We start from the raw sequence: 17,517 nt of genomic DNA, 5'->3' as shown, positions 1-17,517 counted from the left end.
GAAGTCGCTGTGGTTGCGCTCGCGCTGGACATAGGGGAGACCAGGATTGGCATCGCCGTCTCGAGCCGTGATGGCAAGATGGCGATGCCTGTCAAGGTGCTTCCGGCTGCCGAGGTCACCGGTATGGCCAAGACGTTCCGCTACCTGGTTGAGGACTATGAGCCCGACATCCTGGTAAGCGGACGTCCCCTGACCATGGCCGGTGAGCCCGGCCCTCAGGCCGTGCGCGTTGCCGCTGTGGCGCAAAAGATTGCCGACGAGCTCGATCTTCCGTTGGAGTTTGAGGACGAGCGTCTGTCCTCGCAAGAGGCCAAGCGTATCCTGCGCGAGCAGGGTCTCAACGAAAAGCAGATGAGGGGCAAGATCGACATGATTGCCGCCAGCCTGTTTTTGCAGACGTGGCTCGATCGTAAAAACGAGGAGGTTTCGCATGCCTAGTGCTTCCGATCCGCGCCAGCCGAATCGTACACAGCAGCCGGCGTCGCGCCCTGCCCAGCCTGGCCAGCGTCCGGCACAGCCGACGCAGCGCGCAGCTCAGCCTGCCGCGCGCCCGGCGCAGTCCTTCTCTCGTTCGGCCCAACCTGTTCAACGGACGGGTCAGCAGCCTTCTGCTCGTTCGGTTCAGCATTCGGCTTCTCACGCGGTTCAGCAGCCCACTGCTCGTACGGCCCAGCCTGCAGGCGGCACCCGCTTTAAGCAGCAGGCACCTACCCAGCGAACGCAGGCCCCCCAATCGCATTCGCATCACGCTCGTGGTTCGCATGGTGTTGCTCCGGCGACCCGCTCGAGCTACAACACGCATGCTCGTCGCGGTGCTCAAAAGAAAAGCTCCCCGGTGCCTATGATTATCGGTGGCGTTGTTGCCGTGCTTGCGCTTGTCGCGATCGTTTTCTTTGTCGTGCCAGCCGTCAAGGGCTTCTTTGGCGGTGAGGGTGCGAAAGTCGTTGCAGGCCAGCAGGTTACTATCACGATTCCCGATGGTGCCTCGGGTGACAGCATCGCTTCGATTCTCTCCGAGAACCATATCGTAGAAAATCCCAAGGATTACTATGCGGCGGTGAAAAAGCTCAACGCCGATATGTCGCTCAAGCCTGGTGATTATTCGTTCACCACACTCATGGATGCGACCAAGGTTGTTCAGCAGCTCATGGAAGGCCCCAACGCGGGCTCCAATACGCTGACTATCCCTGAGGGCCTGACGGTCGATCAAGTCGCCGACCGTGTGGCCCAGGCCTACGACAGCATCTCTAAGGAAGACTTCCTCAACCAGGCCAAGGCCTCCAACTACGTGGACGACTATAGCTTCCTTAAGGGCGCCGCCAACGATTCGCTCGAGGGTTTCTTGTTCCCCAAGACCTATTCGCTGGGCGATTCGCCGACGGCCGATGACGTGATTCGCGCTATGCTCGATCAGTTTAAGACCGAGTACAAGTCGCTTGACTTTGCGAGCTGCGAAGCCAAGATCAAGGAACGCTACGGTGTGGAGATGTCCGACTACGACATCGTCAACTTGGCCTCTATCGTTGAGCGCGAGGGCCTCAACGCCGATCAACGTGCGCATGTGGCCTCGGTTTTCTACAACCGCCTTGCCGGCAAGCTCGACGGTCTGCGCTATCTCAATAGCGATGCGACTATGATGTATGTCACCGGTGGCGAGGTTACCGCCGACGACCTGCAGAGCGATAGTCCGTATAACACCTATAAGCATGAGGGTCTGCCACCCACGCCCATCTGCTCTCCGTCGCTCGAGGCACTCAAGGCCACGCTTGAGCCGACCGACTCCGATGACCTGTATTTCTACATTACGCAGGACGAGGAGTACTTCTCGCAAACCTACGAAGAGCATCAACAGTCTTGGAATTAGCATGAGGATTTTTAGCCCCAAACGTTACGTTGCCTCGGTCGATCGCATCGACCTTGATACCCTGTGGGCCGACGGCAAACGCGCCATTCTGCTCGATCGCGATAACACCCTGGTGCCGCGCGACACCGAGCAGGTTCCCGCCGCGGTTTCCGCTTGGCTCGATACCGCCCGCGCCAAAGGCTTTAAGCTGTGCATGGTGTCCAACAACTGGCATCGCGACCAGGTCATGGCATCAGCACGCGAGCTGGGACTCGAGGCCATCAGCCACGCCATGAAGCCGGCACCGTTTGCCCTCAAGGCGGGTCTTAAGCGCCTCGGCGCCACGGCCGACGAGGCGGTGCTGATCGGTGATCAGCTCTACACGGACGTGTGGAGCGGCAACTTCGCCGGCGTCGATACCATCCTGGTAAAGCCGCAGGCCACGCAGGACCTGTGGTATACGCAGATCTTCCGTATCTTTGAGCGCCGGGCCCTGCGCGACCTTCCCTGCGAGGAATAGGTCTCGTCATGTCCCAGCACACCAAACACGGCTGCGACCATATCTTCTTTATCGGCTTTTTGGGCGCGGGCAAATCGACGCTCGCGCGCAACGTCGGCACTATGTTCAAGCGGCGTTTTATCGATACCGACCGCCTAGTCGTCCGCCGTTGCGGCAAGTCGGTAACCGAGATTTTTGAGACCGAGGGTGAGGATCGTTTTCGCGAGCTCGAGACCTCGGCGCTCCGTTCGCTCCAAAGCGAGCGCAGTCTGTTGGTTTCGTGCGGTGGCGGTATCGTCGAGACGCCGGTGAATATTGAGCTGATGCACGAAATGGGTACGTGCGTGTACCTCGAGGGCGACTTTGAGGATTCGATTCGCCAGATTCGTCGGTCCGACACGCGCCCCGATTTCCGCTCGCCCGAGCATGCCGCGCGCTTGTTTGAGCATCGCCGTCCGCTGTATCGCCAGGCCGCCGATATTACCCTTGATATTCGCAACAAGTCCTTCGAGGACGTTTCCTACCTTTGTGCCGAGATGCTTTTGGAGCGTGGACTGCTATGATTCGCCGCCAACTGATCAATTTCCAAAACCGCAGCGTCGATGTCCGTGTCGGATTGGGCGCGTTCGATGAGCTGTCGCGTATGTTTGCCTCGGCTGTGGGCAAGCCTAAGCGCGCGATGGTGGTTTGGAACTCCGCCTCGTCAGAACGTTTTGATGAGGTCGTCGAGCATGCGCTGGTCGACGCCGGTTTTGCCGTGTCACAGCTCTTCCTCGAGGTTTCGCCTGCTGGTGCCACGCTTGCTGATGCCGATGCGATCTTTGGCGCCTTGTCTGCCAACGGCATTACCTGTGACGATCTGGTTGTCGCCGTTGGCGATGCCGCAACCTGCTCGGTTGTTAGCTGGTGTGCCAATCAGTGGTGCGGCCGCACCGAGTGCGCGTTGCTGCCGACGACGTTCGACGCCATGCTCACGGTCGCGACGACCATGAAGCCGCTCGTCGCCTCGTCGTCGAATGCGCTTCCCGCTATCGCGTTCCGTCCTGAGCCGGGCTTGGTCGTGTGTGACCTCGACCTTGTTCGTGAGGCGGACCCCGAGGACCTCAAGCTCGGCTTTGTGGTGCTTGTTGGCACCATGCTTTCGAGCAGTAAGTCCCGCTGGAATCAGTTTACTGAGACCGTCCCCGAGATTCTCGCGGGCGAGGAGGTCGCGCTCGTCAATGCCGTTCAATGGTCTCAGACTGCCCGTAAGGACGTACTGATGGCCACGAACCCGAGCGCTCGCCATGCGCTCGATTTTGGCAAGACGGGGGAGCGTACCCTGCGCGCCTGCTTGGGCGATGCCGCTTCGCAGGTCCCTGCCTATCAGCTGTTATCCGAGGGCATGCGCTTTGAGGCGCGCCTAGCACATGATGCCTGCGACTTTGATATCGATTACGTCTTTGAGGTCGATGACTGCCTGGAGGACTTTGGCATCGAGGAACTTGCCTTCGACCTGGAGCCCACCGCGTTTATCGAGGAGTTCCGCAGGCAGCAGTTCGCCCGCTCGAACCGCAGTATGTTGCCGCTGCCCGCGGCACTCGGCGCCATTCGCCTAACGAGCGTCGAGGACGAGGTTCTTGAGCGCCATGCTCATGCCTACTTGGCTTCTCGCAAAGAACTTCTCTAAGATTTATTGACTTCCATCGTCTTTCGTATCATGTTGAGGGGCGGGTTTTCAATCGGTTGCGGATCGTATGCGATTCCGTCGTTCGGTTGAGACCCGTTCCGTCTATATAGAGACAACAAGAAAGGAATCTGCATGTCTGAGTTTGCTGCCGGTCCTGCCGGTCGTATCGAACGTGTCCGTGCCCTGATGGTCGAGCGCGGCTATGACGCTATCGTGGTACGCGACGAGGCCAATCTTCGTTGGCTCACGGGCGTGAAGGGCGTCTTCGACTACACCTTCGAGTTCCCGCACGCGGCGTTTATTACGGCCGATCAGTGCCTGTTCCATACCGACTCGCGCTACCTCAACAGCTTTGAGGAGAACACGCCCGCCGGCAGCCCCTGGGTCTACGACATGGACGAGGGCACCATCCCCGGTTGGGTCGCCGGCAAGATCGCAGCCAACAAGTGCCGCGTCTGCGCTGTCGAGGACGACATGCAGATCAACTTCTACCAGGGTATTCAGCGCGGCCTGGAGGACCGTTCCGTCGCCTGCATGCTGCCGCTGATGCACGACGACATCCGCAAGATGCGCGCCATCAAGGATGCCGAGGAGATCGAGCTCATGCGCCATGCACAGTCGATCACTGACGCCGCCTTCCAGCACATGCTCGGCTTTATTAAGCCTGGTATGACCGAGAAGCAGGTTCGCAACGAGCTCGAGAACTTTATGTTCGCCAACGGCGCCGACAGCCTTGCCTTCGGCTCCATCGTGGCGAGCGGCCCCAACACCGCCAACCCGCATGCCGTCCCGAGCGACCGCGTGATCGAGAAGGGCGACTTTGTCCTCATGGATTACGGCGCGGGCTACTGCGATTATCGCTCCGACATGACACGCACTGTCGTGATGGGCGAGCCTACCCAGGAGCAGCTCGACCTGTACGCGCTCGTGCGCCGTACGCACGAGGAGTGCGTCGCTGCCATCCATCCGGGCGTCGAGGGCAACGACATTTTCAAGCTTTCCAAGAAGATTATCGGCGATGCCGGCTATGGCGATTATTACAACCATGGTCTGGGTCACGGCGTGGGCATCGACATCCATGAGCTGCCCAACTTCAACCGCAGCAAGAACACCATCGAGGTCGGCTCGGTTATCACCATGGAGCCCGGCGTGTATCTGCCCGGTGTGGGCGGCGTGCGTCTGGAGGACTACGGCGTGGTCACCGAGAACGGCTACGAGCCCTTCACCAAGACCCCGCACGACCTGCACGTCATCGATTGCTAGCCCATTTCGATAGATTTTTGGGGCGGGGCGTCCGGATCGATTCGGACGCCCCGCGTTCTCTTTTTATGCGCTCGCTGCAGGCGCCGTCAGCAAGTGTATAATTTCGGTCGTATGTAATTTGGACGCTTGTGCGTTCTGCCCATAACAAGAAAGGTCGCTATGCCTACCATTTCTACCGCCGACTTCAAGAACGGCCTCGGTCTCCGCATCAAGGACAAGGTCTACACCATCGTCGAGTTCCAGCATGTCAAGCCGGGCAAGGGCGGCGCGTTTGTGCGCTACAAGACCCGCGACATCAAGAGCGGCCGCGTCGTCGAGAACACCTGCAACGCTGGCACCAAGTTCGAGAGCGTTATGCTCACCACCCGTGAGTTCCAGTACCTCTACAACGATGGCGCCGACTACATCTTCATGGACAATGAGACCTATGAGCAGGTTCCCGTTCCCGAGGACATGGTGGGCGAGAACTCCAAGTGGCTGCGCGAGAACGACATCTGCCAGCTGCTCTTCGCCGACGATGAGCTCATGGGCGTGACGCCGCCGATGTTCATCGAGACCACCATCGTCCAGACCGACCCGGGCTTTAAGGGCGACACCGTCCAGGGTTCCACCAAGCCGGCCACGATTGACACCGGCGCTGTCATCCAGGTCCCCATGTACCTCAACGAGGGCGAGGTCATCAAGGTTGACACCCGCGACGGCAAGTTCGTCTCCCGCGTCTAGCAACCAACTCTTCTAGGAGGACTCATGCCCCAGGAAATCAAGATTGACGGCATCGGCATTTCGCCCGATGTTCTGACCGCCATCGTCTCGCGCGCCGTGTCGGATGTCGAGGGCATCGCCTCCGTTGGCGTCAAGGACCTTGCCACCAACCTTGTCTCCATGATGCTCTCGTCCAAGGCCCCGGCTTCCGAGCCGGCGGTCGAGGCCGAGGTCGTCGGCGACAAGCTCGCACTCACCGTGCGTGTCGTGGTGTTCTTTGGCTATCCGTTCAAGAAACTCGCCGAGGCCGTTCGCGCCGCCGTGGTCGCCGCCATCGATGCTCAGGTGGGCGTTGAGGTCGAGCGCGTTGACGTTTGCATCGATGGCCTCGTTTTCCCCAAGGAGTAACCTTTGAGCCTTAAGGTTTATCGCGGGCGTACGCTTGCCCGCAGTCAGGCGCTGCAGCTGCTGTTTCAGGCCGAGGCCACGGACAGCCCGCTCGAGCGCGTCCTCGAGGGCGATTTCCTGATCTCGAAGGGCCCCCTCGACCCCTATGCGCTGGAGCTTTGCCGTGGTGCCTACGAGCATATCGATCGCATCGACTGTGCCCTGCGCGCCGTCGCCAAGAACTGGGATCTTATGCGCATGCCCGGCGCCGACCGCAACCTGCTGCGTATCGCCGTCTACGAGATGCGCTTCCTCACCGACGAGGAGGTCTCGGACGCCATCGTGATCAACGAGGCCGTCGAGCTTACCAAGGCCTATGGCACCGATCAGTCCGCGTCGTTTGTCAATGGCGTGCTGGGCAAGATCGCTCGCAGCGAGGAGCTGCCGGGCGAGGACCTGTACCAAGAGCTGCTGGCCGAGGACCGCGCTCGCGAGGAGGCGCAGGCTGCAGAGGCTGCCGCAAAGGTCGCCGCCGCTCAGGCTGCCGCCGGTGTACTTGCCGAGGATGCGGACGCTGCCGAGGCTGTCGTCGACTCCGTCGAGGAGTAGCCATGCCAGAGGGTTCTGTCCGCAACTTTGACGAGATTTCGGACCGTCTGGACCAGATCATCGCTACCGTTCGCTCCAAGGATACCTCCTTGGAGCGTTCACTCGATCTGTTTGACGAGGCGATTGAGCTGGGCTCCCGCGCGGTCGATATGGTCGACAAGTTTGAGCTTACGCCGCGAGAAGCCGACAAGCTCGAGCAGGAATACGATGAGGATGCGGCAAACGAATCCCAGGATAGCTAGGCCGCATCTCCGGATACGAATGGTTGATGGCATTCATGAAACGTGTGCGTCTTGATGACGAACTGATTTCACAGGGCATCTGCGCCGATCGCGCGGATGCCCTTCGCACTCTTATGGCCGGCTTGGTCTCGAGTGGCGGCGAGCGCTTGACTTCGCCGGGCCTTAAGGTGATCCCGGGGCTGCCGCTGCACGTGAAGGGGCGCATTCCCTATGTTGGCCGCGGCGGTCTTAAGCTCGAAGGCGCGCTTGATGCGTTTGGCATCAATCCGACGGGCCTTGCCTGTCTGGATGTGGGCTGCTCTACCGGCGGCTTTACCGATTGTCTGCTCAAGCGCGGAGCTGCGGCCGTTGTCTCGGTGGACGTGGGTCGCGCCCAATTCGATTGGTCGTTGCGTCAGGACGATCGCGTAACGCTGCATGAGCGCACAAACGTGACGCAGCTGCCTGAGCTTGGCTATGCCGGCGCTCTCGACCTGGCTGTGTGCGATGTCTCGTTTACCAGCATCGCGAACATTATCGATGCGGTGCTGGCGTGCCTGGCGCCTACGGGTGCATTCTGCACGCTCGTAAAGCCGCAGTTTGAGGCTCCGGCGGCGCTGGTGGGCGAGGGCGGTATTGTGACCGATCCCGCCGTGCGCCGCGATACACTTGTTGCGGCAGTTGAACTCTTTGCTGCCAAGGGGCTGTTCCCGGTCGATGTGTGCGTGTCGCCCATTCATGGTGCCAAGGGCAACGTTGAGTTTTTCCTGTACGGCACGAGGTTTGTCCCCGGCGAACGCACCGACGATGAGCTGCAATCCCAGGTATCGGTTTTGAGCGAGAAATCTGCAACGCTATGAAGGTCTTTCTGGTTCCCAATTACTACAAACAAGAGGCGGTCGAGAGCGGCCTGATGCTTGAGCTTTGGCTGACGCGCCAGGGCTATGAGGTCGCATGGGCTGCCGACCAGCGATCGAAGATTCAGAGCACGCCTGATATTGACGGCTCCGATCTGGTCATTACGCTCGGCGGCGACGGTACGTTGCTGCGCGCTGCCCGCATCCTCAACCATCGCGAGATTCCTATCCTCGGTCTTTCCTATGGTCACCTGGGCTTTTTAACTGCTGCGAGCCCCGAGGAGCGCGACATTCTGCAGGTCGTGAGCGACGCCCTGTCCGGTGAGCTGCACGTGAGCCGTCGCGCCACCATCGCCGCGGATATCGTATCCGTGCGCGAAGACGGTACGAAGGATGTCGTGCGCACCTTCGCCCTCAACGACATGGCGCTTACCCGCGGTCCGCTGTCCGATATGGTCGAGTTCGACATCACGGTGTCGGGCCACCATATCGACCGACTGCGTGGCGACGGCGTGGTCGTGTCCACGGCGACTGGTTCTACGGGGTACGCGCTCAGTGCCGGTGGCCCCATCGTGAGCCCCGACTATACGGGTATGGTCTGCGTACCTATTGCGCCGCACACCATTCAGGCCCGTGCCTTCTTGACTTCGCCGAGTGATGTCGTCGAAATCTTTATGTCTGATGACCGTCCGAGCGTTCCGGCGATCGCTATCGATGGACAATTTATTACTTGCGATGGCACCGTTGAGAGCGTGGCGGTGCGTCGCGGGCCCGGTGATGTGCTGCTGCTGGATTACGGCCCCGAGAGCTTCTATAACTCGGTGAGCCGCGTATTCTACGGAGTCCGTCATGATCGATGAGCTGCAGGTTTCTAACATTGCGCTCATTCGCGAGGCGACGCTGCTGCCGAGTGCCGGCCTGACTGTCCTGACCGGCGAGACCGGTGCCGGCAAGACCGCGCTGCTCTCGGCCCTCAAGCTTATTTTGGGTGAGCGCGCGGATTCGTCTATGGTGCGCGAGGGCGAGGCGCTGGCGAGCGTCGAGGCGCGCCTGTTTGACGGCCCGCACGACACGGAGGGCTTCATCGTGCAGCGCAGTCTTTCTGCCGAGGGCCGCAGCCGCGTGAAGATTGACGGACGCATCGCCAGTGTGCGCGAGCTTTCGGAGCGCGTTGGCGTGATGATGGATCTGTGCGGCCAACACGAGCACCAGCGCTTGCTCGATCCGGCGCATCATGTTGCGATGGTCGATGCCTGGGCAGGGCGCCCTGCACTCGAGGCGCTCGAGCACTACCGCGCCTGCTTTAAGGCTTCGCGCGCTGCCGCTAAGGAGGTTCGACGTGTCGAAGAGACCTCGCGTGCGCAGGGGAGCCGCGTCGAGGAAGCGCGCTTTGCGCTCGAGCGCATCGGCGAGGTCGACCCCAAACCGGGCGAGTATGAGGAACTCGAGGAACTGCTGCCGCGCTCCGAACATGCCGAGGTGCTGGTTGCCACAGCTAATGATGCCCATGCATCGCTTGCCTCTGAAGGGGGAGCGCTCGATGCCGTGAACAGCGCCGTGGCAGAACTTTCCCGTATGGCTTCCGTCGATCGCAAACTTGGCGACATTGCCGATTTGCTTTCGGATGCCTGTATCTCCCTTGAGGATTGCGCGAACGAACTTCGTGCCTATCGCGATGGCGTCGCCTTCGATCCGCGCGAGCTCGCTCGCATGCGTGAGCGGTATTCCGACCTCAAGGGCCTGCTGCGTCAGTGGGGTCCTACCATGGACGATGTTTTTGCCATGCGCGATCGCTCGCAAGAGCTGCTGTCCCTGGTCGATGATGGCGATGAACAGATCAGAAAGGCGCGTGAGGCACTCGGGAGCGCCGAGCACGAGTTGTTTGCCGCTGCCAAGGCACTTAAGCGCGCTCGCAATGTGGCGGCCCCGCGCTTCTGCCACGAGGTTTGCCGCCAGATGGCTCGCCTGGAGATGGGCGGCGCCGAGCTCGTCTGGGAGTCGCGTGATCTTCCCCGTGCTGAGTGGACGCCCGTTGGTCCTTCGAGCTACGAGCTGCTATACCGCAGCGGTGCCGGTTTGACTCCACGTCCCCTGCGCCGCATTGCGTCGGGCGGCGAGCTCAGCCGCGTCATGTTGGCAAGTAAGGTTGTCCTCGGTAACGCGGACGGTGTCGATACGCTGGTGTTTGACGAGGTCGATGCTGGTGTCGGCGGCTCTACCGCACGTGCCCTCGCGAGCGTGCTGGCAGATCTCGCCGCTACGCATCAGGTGATTGTCGTAACCCACTTGGCGCAGGTTGCGGTCATGGCCGACAAACATTATGTTGTCAGTAAGGAACCGGGCGATGTTCCCCAGACGCATTTGGACGAGGTGACCGGCGAAGCGCGTACCGCCGAGATCGCCCGCATGTTGAGCGGCGATCAATCGGAGGCGAGCTTGGCGCATGCCAAGCAGATGCTTGAAGAAGCTCGAGGTTAGGTCGTATCAGCGGTGTTGGTGGGACAAAATAGACTGAATTTTTTGTCTCACTTCGCGTTTTACTCCACGACCTTATCCGGTTGGATGAGTTCCTCATAGTAGCTGATGTGCTCTCGGGCGTCCTCGATTTCGGGCAGCAGGAAGTTGTAGGTGACCTCTATGATCATCGTGGCGCTCATCTTGGAGAATGCGAAGTCACCCGTTGTCAGCAGCGCTTCGTGATTGACGGTATTAAAGGTGTAGTCGGCGAGGCGTGCAAGTGGAGACTTGCTATCGCTGCTGATGACGACTACGGTTGCGCCGCAGTTGCGAGCCGCTTTTGCCATGCGATTCAGTCGGCGCGATTTGCCAGAGTTTGAGATTAGCACGATGACGTCACCCGGGCGTAACGTGAGCGCAAAGCCGATTGATGTCTCGCTAATGGTGCTCGCCATGCAGCGCAGGCCCAGCTGCGAAAACTTAAACGTCGCATCGAGCGCGACCGCGTTCGTATTGCCCACGGCGGCGAACTCAATAACGCCGGCATTCTTAAGCGCGTGTACAACTGCGGCCAACGTGTCGTGATCAATGCCGTCGATGGTCGCATTAAGCTCACTCACCTTGGCGGCGAGGATATTTTTAAGGCTCTGCTCCATGTTGTCGAGCGAGACCTCGTCGGTCAGGCCCTCGTTGCGCTGACTCTCTAAGTCGCGCGCCAACGAAAACTGAAAGCTGCGGAAGCTGCCAAAGCCCAGCTTGCGGCAGAAACGCGAAACGGTCGCCTCGGACGTGGCGGCAGCGCGCGAGAGCTGAGCGGCCGTGAGGCGTGGCGCTTCGGACTGGTGCTCCAATATATAGTCGACAATGCGCTGCTCGGACTCGCTGTATCCCTGATGGGTACTAATGAGGGAAAGTGCGCTCTTGCTACTATCGGTCATGGATGGCTCCTGGTTGGCATGAAAATCTAGCTTGATTTGCAATGCCATAGTATACGGGCATTTTCAATTACAAGATACACCTTGCCGTTTCAAGTGTTGATGGTAAACTTTCACTTGCCGTTTACGGTTATGAAAGAACCTTTCACCGGAGAATTGCGCCTTGTCTCTTCTCACGCGGACGGTAGGTTGGTATCTTTCAAGTGTGGAAAAACGCGCATCGAAGCGCGTGTAGGGGAGCGCCCGCGGGCGCTGTACTCAAGAAGGAGGGACACATGGCTAAGTTTGACATCATCGCCGCGACCGGTTGCCCGACCGGCATTGCGCACACCTTCATGGCGAAGGAGGCGCTGGAGAAGGCTGCTGCCGAGCGAGGTCTGACCATTAAGGTCGAGACTCATGGCCAGGTCGGCGTCGAGAACGAGCTCACCAAGAGCGAGATCGCCGGTGCCAAGGCCGTCGTCGTCGCAGCCGATAAGGATGTCCAGGCTGAGCGTTTCGCCGGTAAGCCCATGGTTTCCGTTGGTGTTTCCAAGGCCCTGTCTGTCGAGGCTGCTGGTAAGCTGATCGACCGCGCGCTCGCCGCCAAGGGCGACGACACGGTTGCCGCTGCCGCCGATGTCGAGGACGAGGTCGAGGAGAAGGAGTCCATCGGTCACGTCATCTACAAGCACCTCATGAACGGCGTCAGCCACATGCTGGTCTTCGTCGTTGCCGGTGGTGTTCTGACCGCCATTTCGTTCCTGTGGGGCATCACGTCCTTTGATTCGACGGCTGCCGACTACAACAGCTTTGCCGCGATGCTCAAGATTATCGGCGGTATCGCCATGAACCTCATGGTTCCGGTGCTCTCCGCTTACATCGCCGAGTCCATCGGCAAGCGCCCAGCGCTCGTCCCCGGTTTCGTCGCCGGTATGATTGCCATCCAGGGCCTGCCTGTTAACGCCGAGACCGGCATGATCGACGCCGGTGGCGCCGGCGTGGGCTTCGGCTTCCTGGGCGGCATCGTCGGCGGCTTCCTCGCTGGCTATGTCATCCTGCTGCTCGAGAAGGTTTTCTCTAAAATTCCTGCGAGCCTTAATGGCCTGAAGGCAATCTTCCTGTATCCGCTGTGCTCTACCGCCATCGTCGGCCTGGTCATGCTCGGTATTTCCGGCCCCATGGCTGCCATTAACCAGGGTATGATGGATTTCCTGCAGAGCCTCGGTAACTCCGGTCCGGTGATCCTTGGCCTGGCCATCGGCTGCATGTGCGCCTTTGATATGGGCGGCCCGGTCAACAAGGCTGCTTACGCTACTGGCACCTTCCTGCTCGGTACCGCTCTCGAAGCTGGCGTCGGCACCGAGACCTACAACTTCGGCACCAACTTCATGGCTGCCGTCTCCGCCGCTTGCATCGTTCCGCCGCTGATCACCACCTTCGCCGTCGTTGTCGGCAAGAAGTACTTCAGCCAGGAGGATCATGACGCCGGTATCGTCAACCTCATCCTTGGTTGCACCCACATCACCGAGGGCGCCATTCCGTTCATGACCAAGAACATCTGGCCCGTCATGCCCATCATGATGCTCGGTTCTTCCATCGCTTCCATCTTGACCATCTTCTTCAACGTTCACGATCCGGCGCCTCACGGCGGCTTCCTGGTCCTGCCCGTTGTCGAGAACGGTCCGCTGTGGGTCCTCGCGATCCTCATCGGCGCTGTGGTCGGTGGCATCCTGTTCGTGGCCTTCAAGAAGTACGACTTCGAGAAGAATCAGAAGGCCGCTCCTGTAGCCAGGTCCGTTGAGGCCCCCAAGGCCGCTGCCGTCGAGGCCCCCAAGGCCGAGGCTGCCGACTTCGTGAAGGTCGAGAATGTCTTTGTCGCCGAGGACTTCGCTTCTCGTGACGAGGCTCTGAGCTTCGTTTCCAACCAGGCTGTCAAGGCCGGTATCGCCAGCGACGCCGACGCCGTGATGAACGCCTTCCTGGCCCGCGAGGCCGAGGGCACCACGGGCATGATGGAGGGCTTCGCCATCCCGCATGCCAAGTCCGACGCCATTACCGAGGCTGCCGTCATCGTCGTCAAGGACGAGTCCGGTGTGACCGGTTGGGACACCATGGACGGCGCTCCCGTCAACGTGGCCATCGCGCTGCTCATCCCGGGTGCCCAGGCCGGCACCACGCACCTTAAGATCCTGTCCAAGGTCGCCGAGGCGCTCATGGACGAGGACTTCCGTGCCACCGTCAAGGGTTCCACCGACGCCGCCAAGATCGCCAAGACGATCAACGCCCGCCTGGTCTAATCCCGCAACACGCGAATACCATCGCCCCCTGTATATAAGGCGGAGTCCCTCTCCAGGGCCTCCGCCTTTTTCTACCCCTCCCATAAGTTGCGGTGAAATAGGGACTGTTTAAACGATTCAACCCCAAATTTAGTCCCTATTTCACCGCAACTTATAAAAGGTCATAGAGGGGGCTACCTATCGAGTCTTTGTCGCGAACGGTTCATCAGCCTGAATTCCGTTTGCACGATATTGCTCTGGACCGACCGAGTTTCCGCAGCTTGCTCGCCCACAGGGGGCCGGACGCGGCCAGTGAGATTTATCGCGAGTTCCGCACGAGCCGAAGAGCACTTAATGTGCTCTTCGTGCGAGCAGGACTGTAGAGCAGGAAATCTCACTGGCCGCGCCCGGCCCCCTGTGGGCTAGCAAGCGGACGACAAACACATCTGTCCAACAATTCGTGCGAAACATAATGAAAAACAGTTTGATGTGAGTTAATATAAACAACGTCGTGAATCTGACTCCTGCCACATGCATGACAGGGGTTAAACACAAAAAGGAGTCAACTATGGTTTCTGAGAAGGCTACCCTCGTTAATCCTCAGGGTCTGCACATGCGTCCGGCTGGTCTGTTCGCCTCCACCATGGGCAAGTACGCCTGTGACGTGACGGTCGTCACCCCCGAGAAGGAGGTCAACGGCAAGTCCCCGATGGCCCTCATGGCTGCTGGTATCCCCTGCGGTACCGAGGTCGAGGTCAAGTGCGACGGCGCCGACGAGGCCGAGGCTCTGGCTGCTGCCATCGAGCTCATCAAGAGCGGTCTTGGCGAGTAGAACTCAAACGGGTCGCATGTTGAACAACTAAGTTCATATTTGGGGGCGCAGTGACCTGTTGTAAGGTAACTGCGCTCTTTTGTCATGGATATGGCAAAACGCTTTATCACATGACACGGAGAGAGGAATGGGAATGTATCAGGGAGTCAACGCTTCCGAGGGCATCGGTATCGGCACCGTCATGGTCGCCGTCGATCCCGACTTGACGTTTGAGCCGCACGAGGTTGCTGATTCGGCAGCAGAGAAGGAGCGCTATCAGTCCGCTCTTTCGGTCTTCTGCGAGAAGACCCAGGCTCAGGCCGACCACATGAAGGAGACGGTGGGCGAGGCCGAGGCCGAGATCATGAGCGGACACATTGTTCTGGCTCAGGATCCGGGTATGACCGACGCCATCAACGCCGCCATTGACGGCGGTACCTGCGCCGAGCAGGCGCTCATGGACACCTCGACCATGTTCGAGAACATGTTCCTGTCCATGGACGACGAGATGTTCCGTCTTCGCGCGGCTGACATCGCCGACATCCGCACCGGTATTCTGGCCGAGCTGCTGGGCAAGGAGGTCGTCGACCTCTCCGTCCTGCCCGAGAACACTGTCGTTGTCGTGCACGACCTCACGCCGTCCATGACCGCCACGATCGATAAGGCCCACGTTGCCGGTATCGTCACCGAGACCGGTGGCCGCACGTCGCACTCCGCGATCATTGCGCGCGCCCTCGAGATCCCGGCTGTCCTTTCGGTCTCCAACAGCTGCACCGCACTGCGCAACGGCATGACCGTTGTCGTCGACGGCGGCAAGGGTATCGTCGAGGCCGATCCCGACGAGGAGACGCTCGCCGCCTACACCGCCAAGGCCGAGGCCTTCGCTGCCGAGAAGGCAGCCCTCGAGGCCTTCCGTGGCAAGCCGTCCGTGACTGCCGATGGCATCAAGAAGATCATCGCCTGCAACATCGGCAACCCCGATGACGTGCCCAACGCGCTCGATCACGACGCCGAGGCTATCGGTCTGTTCCGCTCCGAGTTCCTGTTCATGGACTCCGCTGAGCTTCCTTCCGAGGAGGAGCAGTTCAACGCCTACCGTAAGGTCGCCAGCGCGCTCAAGGGTGCTCCGGTCATCATCCGCACGCTCGATGTGGGTGGCGACAAGGAGATTCCGTATCTGCATATGGTCAAGGAAGACAACCCCTTCATGGGCTTCCGCGCCGTGCGTTACTGCCTGGCCAATCCCGACCAGTACAAGGTCCAGCTCCGCGCTCTGCTGCGCGCTAGCGCCTTCGGTGACGTCAAGATCATGATCCCGCTCGTCACCTGCGTCGAGGAGGTCTTGGCTGTCAAGGAGCTCGTCGAGCAGTGCAAGGCCGAGCTGACCGAAGAGGGTCGCAAGTTCAACGAGAACATCGAGGTCGGCATCATGGTCGAGACGCCCGCCGCTTCGCTGCTCGCAGACCGTCTTGCCGAGGTCGCCGACTTCTTCTCCATCGGCACCAACGACCTGATCGGCTACACCATGTGCGCCGACCGTGGTAACGACACCATCTCCAACCTGTACCAGGTTTACTATCCCGCCGTGCTCCGCTCGCTCAAGAACATCATCGAGAGCGGCGTGAAGGCCGGCATCATGGTCGGTATGTGCGGCGAGGCCGCTGCCGATCCGCTGCTCGAGCCGCTGCTGATCAGCTGGGGCCTGGAGGAGTTCTCGATGAGCGCTCCGTCGATCCTGCGCGCCCGCAAGACCATCAGCCAGTGGACCAAGGCCGAGTGCGACGAGCTCGCCGAGAAGGCGCTCGCCTGCAACACCGCCGCCGAGGTCAAGGCACTGCTCGAGTCCGCAGCTCGCTAATTTGGTATCAGAGGTAACCGCGTGGTTGGAATGGGCCGGCCACGCGGCCCTCACATATACAGGGGGTACTGTAAATGTTCTACACGCTAACCGCTAACCCGGCTGTCGACATGACGGTTTCGAGCTCTCCGCTCGAGCCCGACGAGAACGTCCGCACCGGCTCGGCCAGCTACACGGCTAACGGCAAGGGCCTCGACGTGTCCTTCGCCTTTAAGAAGATGGGCGTCGACACCGTCGCGCTCGGCTTCTTCGCCGGCTTCACGGGCAAGTTCATCGTCGAGGAGGTTATGAACCTGGGTTGCCTCTGCCGCCCGGTCTGGACCGACGGTATCACGCGCATTAACACCTACGTCAACGATGGCCAGCACGAGTACGGCATCCTGAACCCGGGTGCTCCGATCACGCCGCAGCACCAGGAGGAGCTCTACAACATCCTGGACACCGCGGGCGATCTCGAGTGCCTGATCGTCTCCGGCTCCGTGCCTCCCAAAGCTACGCCCGACTTCCTGGCTCAGGTCATGGAGCACGCTCAGGCTCGTGGCGCTGACGTCGTCCTGGACCTGTCCTCCGATAAGCTCAAGGAGCTCGCTCACAAGAAGCCGCTGCTCATCAAGCCGAACCATCACGAGATGAAGGCCATCTTCGGCGTGCCGGTCGACACCGACGACGAGGTTCGTGTCGCCATGAAGATGGCTCACGACGCTGGCGTTCAGAACGTGCTGCTCACCCGTGGTAGCCGCGGCGACGCTTACTTCTCCAACGGCGAGGACATCTGGTACGCCAAGCGTGAGTTCAACATCAAGCTGGTCTCTTCCGTCTGCGCCGGCGACTGCACCCTCGCTGCGTTCCTGCACAAGTGGTACAGGGATCGCGACAACGTCGAGGAGGCCATGAAGCTCGCTATGGCCACCGGCGCCAACGTTGCCGAGTCCGTCGGCATTGGTGACTTCGGTCACGTCGACGAGTACAGCAAGCGCGTTGCTGTCCGCAAGCTCGATCGTCAGTAATCGAAACGCGACATATTCGTGCGCATGCGGCGCCCCGGTTTCGGCCGGGGCGCCTTTTTTGTTCCGCCATGGGGGAGAGGTGTCCTGCCGTACGTCCTGCCGTACTTCATCGCTTCCACACCGTTCACCGAGTTGTCCTAG

18 protein-coding genes are annotated in these 17,517 nt (G+C 60.3%); 17 read left to right on the top strand and 1 reads right to left on the bottom strand.

What is annotated here, in order from left to right:
- The first annotated feature begins 9 nt into the window (after positions 1–9).
- The 13 genes from ruvX (at position 10) to I2H19_RS03645 (ending at position 10,528) form a co-directional block, all read left to right on the top strand.
- Positions 10–438, top strand: a complete 429-nt coding sequence (ruvX, locus tag I2H19_RS03705; RefSeq protein ID WP_055286437.1) for a Holliday junction resolvase RuvX — start codon at positions 10–12, stop codon at positions 436–438.
- Positions 431–1,864, top strand: a complete 1,434-nt coding sequence (gene mltG, locus I2H19_RS03700; RefSeq protein WP_229089763.1) for an endolytic transglycosylase MltG — start codon at positions 431–433, stop codon at positions 1,862–1,864. The genes ruvX and mltG overlap by 8 nt, the downstream gene beginning before the upstream one ends.
- 1 nt (position 1,865) lies before the next feature.
- The gene (locus tag I2H19_RS03695; protein ID WP_117639353.1) at positions 1,866–2,363 is read left to right on the top strand and encodes a YqeG family HAD IIIA-type phosphatase; all 498 of its coding nucleotides are present in this window, start codon (positions 1,866–1,868) and stop codon (positions 2,361–2,363) included.
- Between the two features lie 8 nt (positions 2,364–2,371).
- Positions 2,372–2,905 (top strand): shikimate kinase, encoded by a 534-nt coding sequence (locus tag I2H19_RS03690; protein ID WP_138374852.1) that lies wholly within the window; start codon positions 2,372–2,374, stop codon positions 2,903–2,905.
- The gene (locus I2H19_RS03685) at positions 2,902–4,011 is read left to right on the top strand and encodes a hypothetical protein (protein WP_195621323.1); all 1,110 of its coding nucleotides are present in this window, start codon (positions 2,902–2,904) and stop codon (positions 4,009–4,011) included. Before I2H19_RS03690 ends, I2H19_RS03685 begins: the two co-directional genes overlap by 4 nt.
- Before the next feature lie 132 nt (positions 4,012–4,143).
- Complete coding sequence (locus I2H19_RS03680; protein WP_117769618.1) at positions 4,144–5,274, top strand: M24 family metallopeptidase; 1,131 nt, start codon at positions 4,144–4,146, stop codon at positions 5,272–5,274.
- A 159-nt stretch (positions 5,275–5,433) separates the two neighbouring features.
- Positions 5,434–5,997 carry an elongation factor P gene (gene efp / locus I2H19_RS03675; RefSeq protein ID WP_117806186.1) on the top strand — a complete coding sequence of 188 codons (564 nt, stop codon included), beginning with the start codon at positions 5,434–5,436 and terminating at the stop codon, positions 5,995–5,997.
- 24 nt (positions 5,998–6,021) lie between these two features.
- The gene (locus I2H19_RS03670) at positions 6,022–6,384 is read left to right on the top strand and encodes an Asp23/Gls24 family envelope stress response protein (protein ID WP_006233982.1); all 363 of its coding nucleotides are present in this window, start codon (positions 6,022–6,024) and stop codon (positions 6,382–6,384) included.
- A 3-nt stretch (positions 6,385–6,387) separates the two neighbouring features.
- Positions 6,388–6,972, top strand: a complete 585-nt coding sequence (nusB, locus tag I2H19_RS03665; protein WP_195621321.1) for a transcription antitermination factor NusB — start codon at positions 6,388–6,390, stop codon at positions 6,970–6,972.
- A 2-nt stretch (positions 6,973–6,974) separates the two neighbouring features.
- Positions 6,975–7,214 carry an exodeoxyribonuclease VII small subunit gene (locus I2H19_RS03660; RefSeq protein ID WP_006233978.1) on the top strand — a complete coding sequence of 80 codons (240 nt, stop codon included), beginning with the start codon at positions 6,975–6,977 and terminating at the stop codon, positions 7,212–7,214.
- A 35-nt stretch (positions 7,215–7,249) separates the two neighbouring features.
- The gene (locus I2H19_RS03655) at positions 7,250–8,053 is read left to right on the top strand and encodes a TlyA family RNA methyltransferase (RefSeq protein ID WP_195621376.1); all 804 of its coding nucleotides are present in this window, start codon (positions 7,250–7,252) and stop codon (positions 8,051–8,053) included.
- A complete protein-coding gene (locus I2H19_RS03650) occupies positions 8,050–8,910 on the top strand; it encodes an NAD(+)/NADH kinase (protein ID WP_035138200.1) in 861 nt (286 codons plus the stop codon). The genes I2H19_RS03655 and I2H19_RS03650 overlap by 4 nt, the downstream gene beginning before the upstream one ends.
- Positions 8,900–10,528, top strand: a complete 1,629-nt coding sequence (locus I2H19_RS03645; protein WP_195621319.1) for a DNA repair protein RecN — start codon at positions 8,900–8,902, stop codon at positions 10,526–10,528. The genes I2H19_RS03650 and I2H19_RS03645 overlap by 11 nt, the downstream gene beginning before the upstream one ends.
- A 59-nt stretch (positions 10,529–10,587) precedes the next feature.
- Here the strand turns inward: I2H19_RS03645 and I2H19_RS03640 are convergent, their stop codons facing one another.
- Positions 10,588–11,445 (bottom strand): MurR/RpiR family transcriptional regulator, encoded by an 858-nt coding sequence (locus I2H19_RS03640; RefSeq protein WP_229089762.1) that lies wholly within the window; start codon positions 11,443–11,445, stop codon positions 10,588–10,590.
- 272 nt (positions 11,446–11,717) lie between these two features.
- Here I2H19_RS03640 and I2H19_RS03635 point away from each other — a divergent pair, with 272 nt between their 5' ends.
- The 4 genes from I2H19_RS03635 (at position 11,718) to I2H19_RS03620 (ending at position 17,376) form a co-directional block, all read left to right on the top strand.
- Positions 11,718–13,721: a fructose-specific PTS transporter subunit EIIC gene (locus I2H19_RS03635; protein WP_195621316.1), complete on the top strand. Its 2,004-nt coding sequence runs from the start codon at positions 11,718–11,720 to the stop codon at positions 13,719–13,721.
- A 547-nt stretch (positions 13,722–14,268) separates the two neighbouring features.
- Positions 14,269–14,532 carry an HPr family phosphocarrier protein gene (locus tag I2H19_RS03630; protein ID WP_022094575.1) on the top strand — a complete coding sequence of 88 codons (264 nt, stop codon included), beginning with the start codon at positions 14,269–14,271 and terminating at the stop codon, positions 14,530–14,532.
- A 133-nt stretch (positions 14,533–14,665) separates the two neighbouring features.
- Positions 14,666–16,369 carry a phosphoenolpyruvate--protein phosphotransferase gene (gene ptsP, locus I2H19_RS03625; protein WP_035138206.1) on the top strand — a complete coding sequence of 568 codons (1,704 nt, stop codon included), beginning with the start codon at positions 14,666–14,668 and terminating at the stop codon, positions 16,367–16,369.
- A gap of 74 nt (positions 16,370–16,443) precedes the next feature.
- Positions 16,444–17,376, top strand: a complete 933-nt coding sequence (locus I2H19_RS03620; protein ID WP_006233969.1) for a 1-phosphofructokinase family hexose kinase — start codon at positions 16,444–16,446, stop codon at positions 17,374–17,376.
- Positions 17,377–17,517: the final 141 nt, after the last annotated feature.

The organism is Collinsella aerofaciens, from assembly GCF_015560135.1.
In the GTDB taxonomy this organism is placed as follows: Bacteria; Actinomycetota; Coriobacteriia; order Coriobacteriales; family Coriobacteriaceae; genus Collinsella; species Collinsella aerofaciens_AN.
Note: the sequence above shows the minus strand (reverse complement) of the source record. Positions and strands in the feature narration are given on the sequence as shown.

Bases quoted from the DNA above. Each gene is read 5' to 3' on its own strand.
- mltG (WP_229089763.1), top strand. From the start codon at position 431: ATGCCTAGTGCTTCCGATCCGCGCCAGCCGAATCGTACACAGCAGCCG.
- I2H19_RS03695 (WP_117639353.1), top strand. From the start codon at position 1,866: ATGAGGATTTTTAGCCCCAAACGTTACGTTGCCTCGGTCGATCGCATC.
- I2H19_RS03690 (WP_138374852.1), top strand. From the start codon at position 2,372: ATGTCCCAGCACACCAAACACGGCTGCGACCATATCTTCTTTATCGGC.
- I2H19_RS03685 (WP_195621323.1), top strand. From the start codon at position 2,902: ATGATTCGCCGCCAACTGATCAATTTCCAAAACCGCAGCGTCGATGTC.
- I2H19_RS03680 (WP_117769618.1), top strand. From the start codon at position 4,144: ATGTCTGAGTTTGCTGCCGGTCCTGCCGGTCGTATCGAACGTGTCCGT.
- efp (WP_117806186.1), top strand. From the start codon at position 5,434: ATGCCTACCATTTCTACCGCCGACTTCAAGAACGGCCTCGGTCTCCGC.
- I2H19_RS03670 (WP_006233982.1), top strand. From the start codon at position 6,022: ATGCCCCAGGAAATCAAGATTGACGGCATCGGCATTTCGCCCGATGTT.
- I2H19_RS03660 (WP_006233978.1), top strand. From the start codon at position 6,975: ATGCCAGAGGGTTCTGTCCGCAACTTTGACGAGATTTCGGACCGTCTG.
- I2H19_RS03655 (WP_195621376.1), top strand. From the start codon at position 7,250: ATGAAACGTGTGCGTCTTGATGACGAACTGATTTCACAGGGCATCTGC.
- I2H19_RS03650 (WP_035138200.1), top strand. From the start codon at position 8,050: ATGAAGGTCTTTCTGGTTCCCAATTACTACAAACAAGAGGCGGTCGAG.
- I2H19_RS03645 (WP_195621319.1), top strand. From the start codon at position 8,900: ATGATCGATGAGCTGCAGGTTTCTAACATTGCGCTCATTCGCGAGGCG.
- I2H19_RS03640 (WP_229089762.1), bottom strand. From the start codon at position 11,445: ATGACCGATAGTAGCAAGAGCGCACTTTCCCTCATTAGTACCCATCAG.
- I2H19_RS03635 (WP_195621316.1), top strand. From the start codon at position 11,718: ATGGCTAAGTTTGACATCATCGCCGCGACCGGTTGCCCGACCGGCATT.
- I2H19_RS03630 (WP_022094575.1), top strand. From the start codon at position 14,269: ATGGTTTCTGAGAAGGCTACCCTCGTTAATCCTCAGGGTCTGCACATG.
- ptsP (WP_035138206.1), top strand. From the start codon at position 14,666: ATGTATCAGGGAGTCAACGCTTCCGAGGGCATCGGTATCGGCACCGTC.
- I2H19_RS03620 (WP_006233969.1), top strand. From the start codon at position 16,444: ATGTTCTACACGCTAACCGCTAACCCGGCTGTCGACATGACGGTTTCG.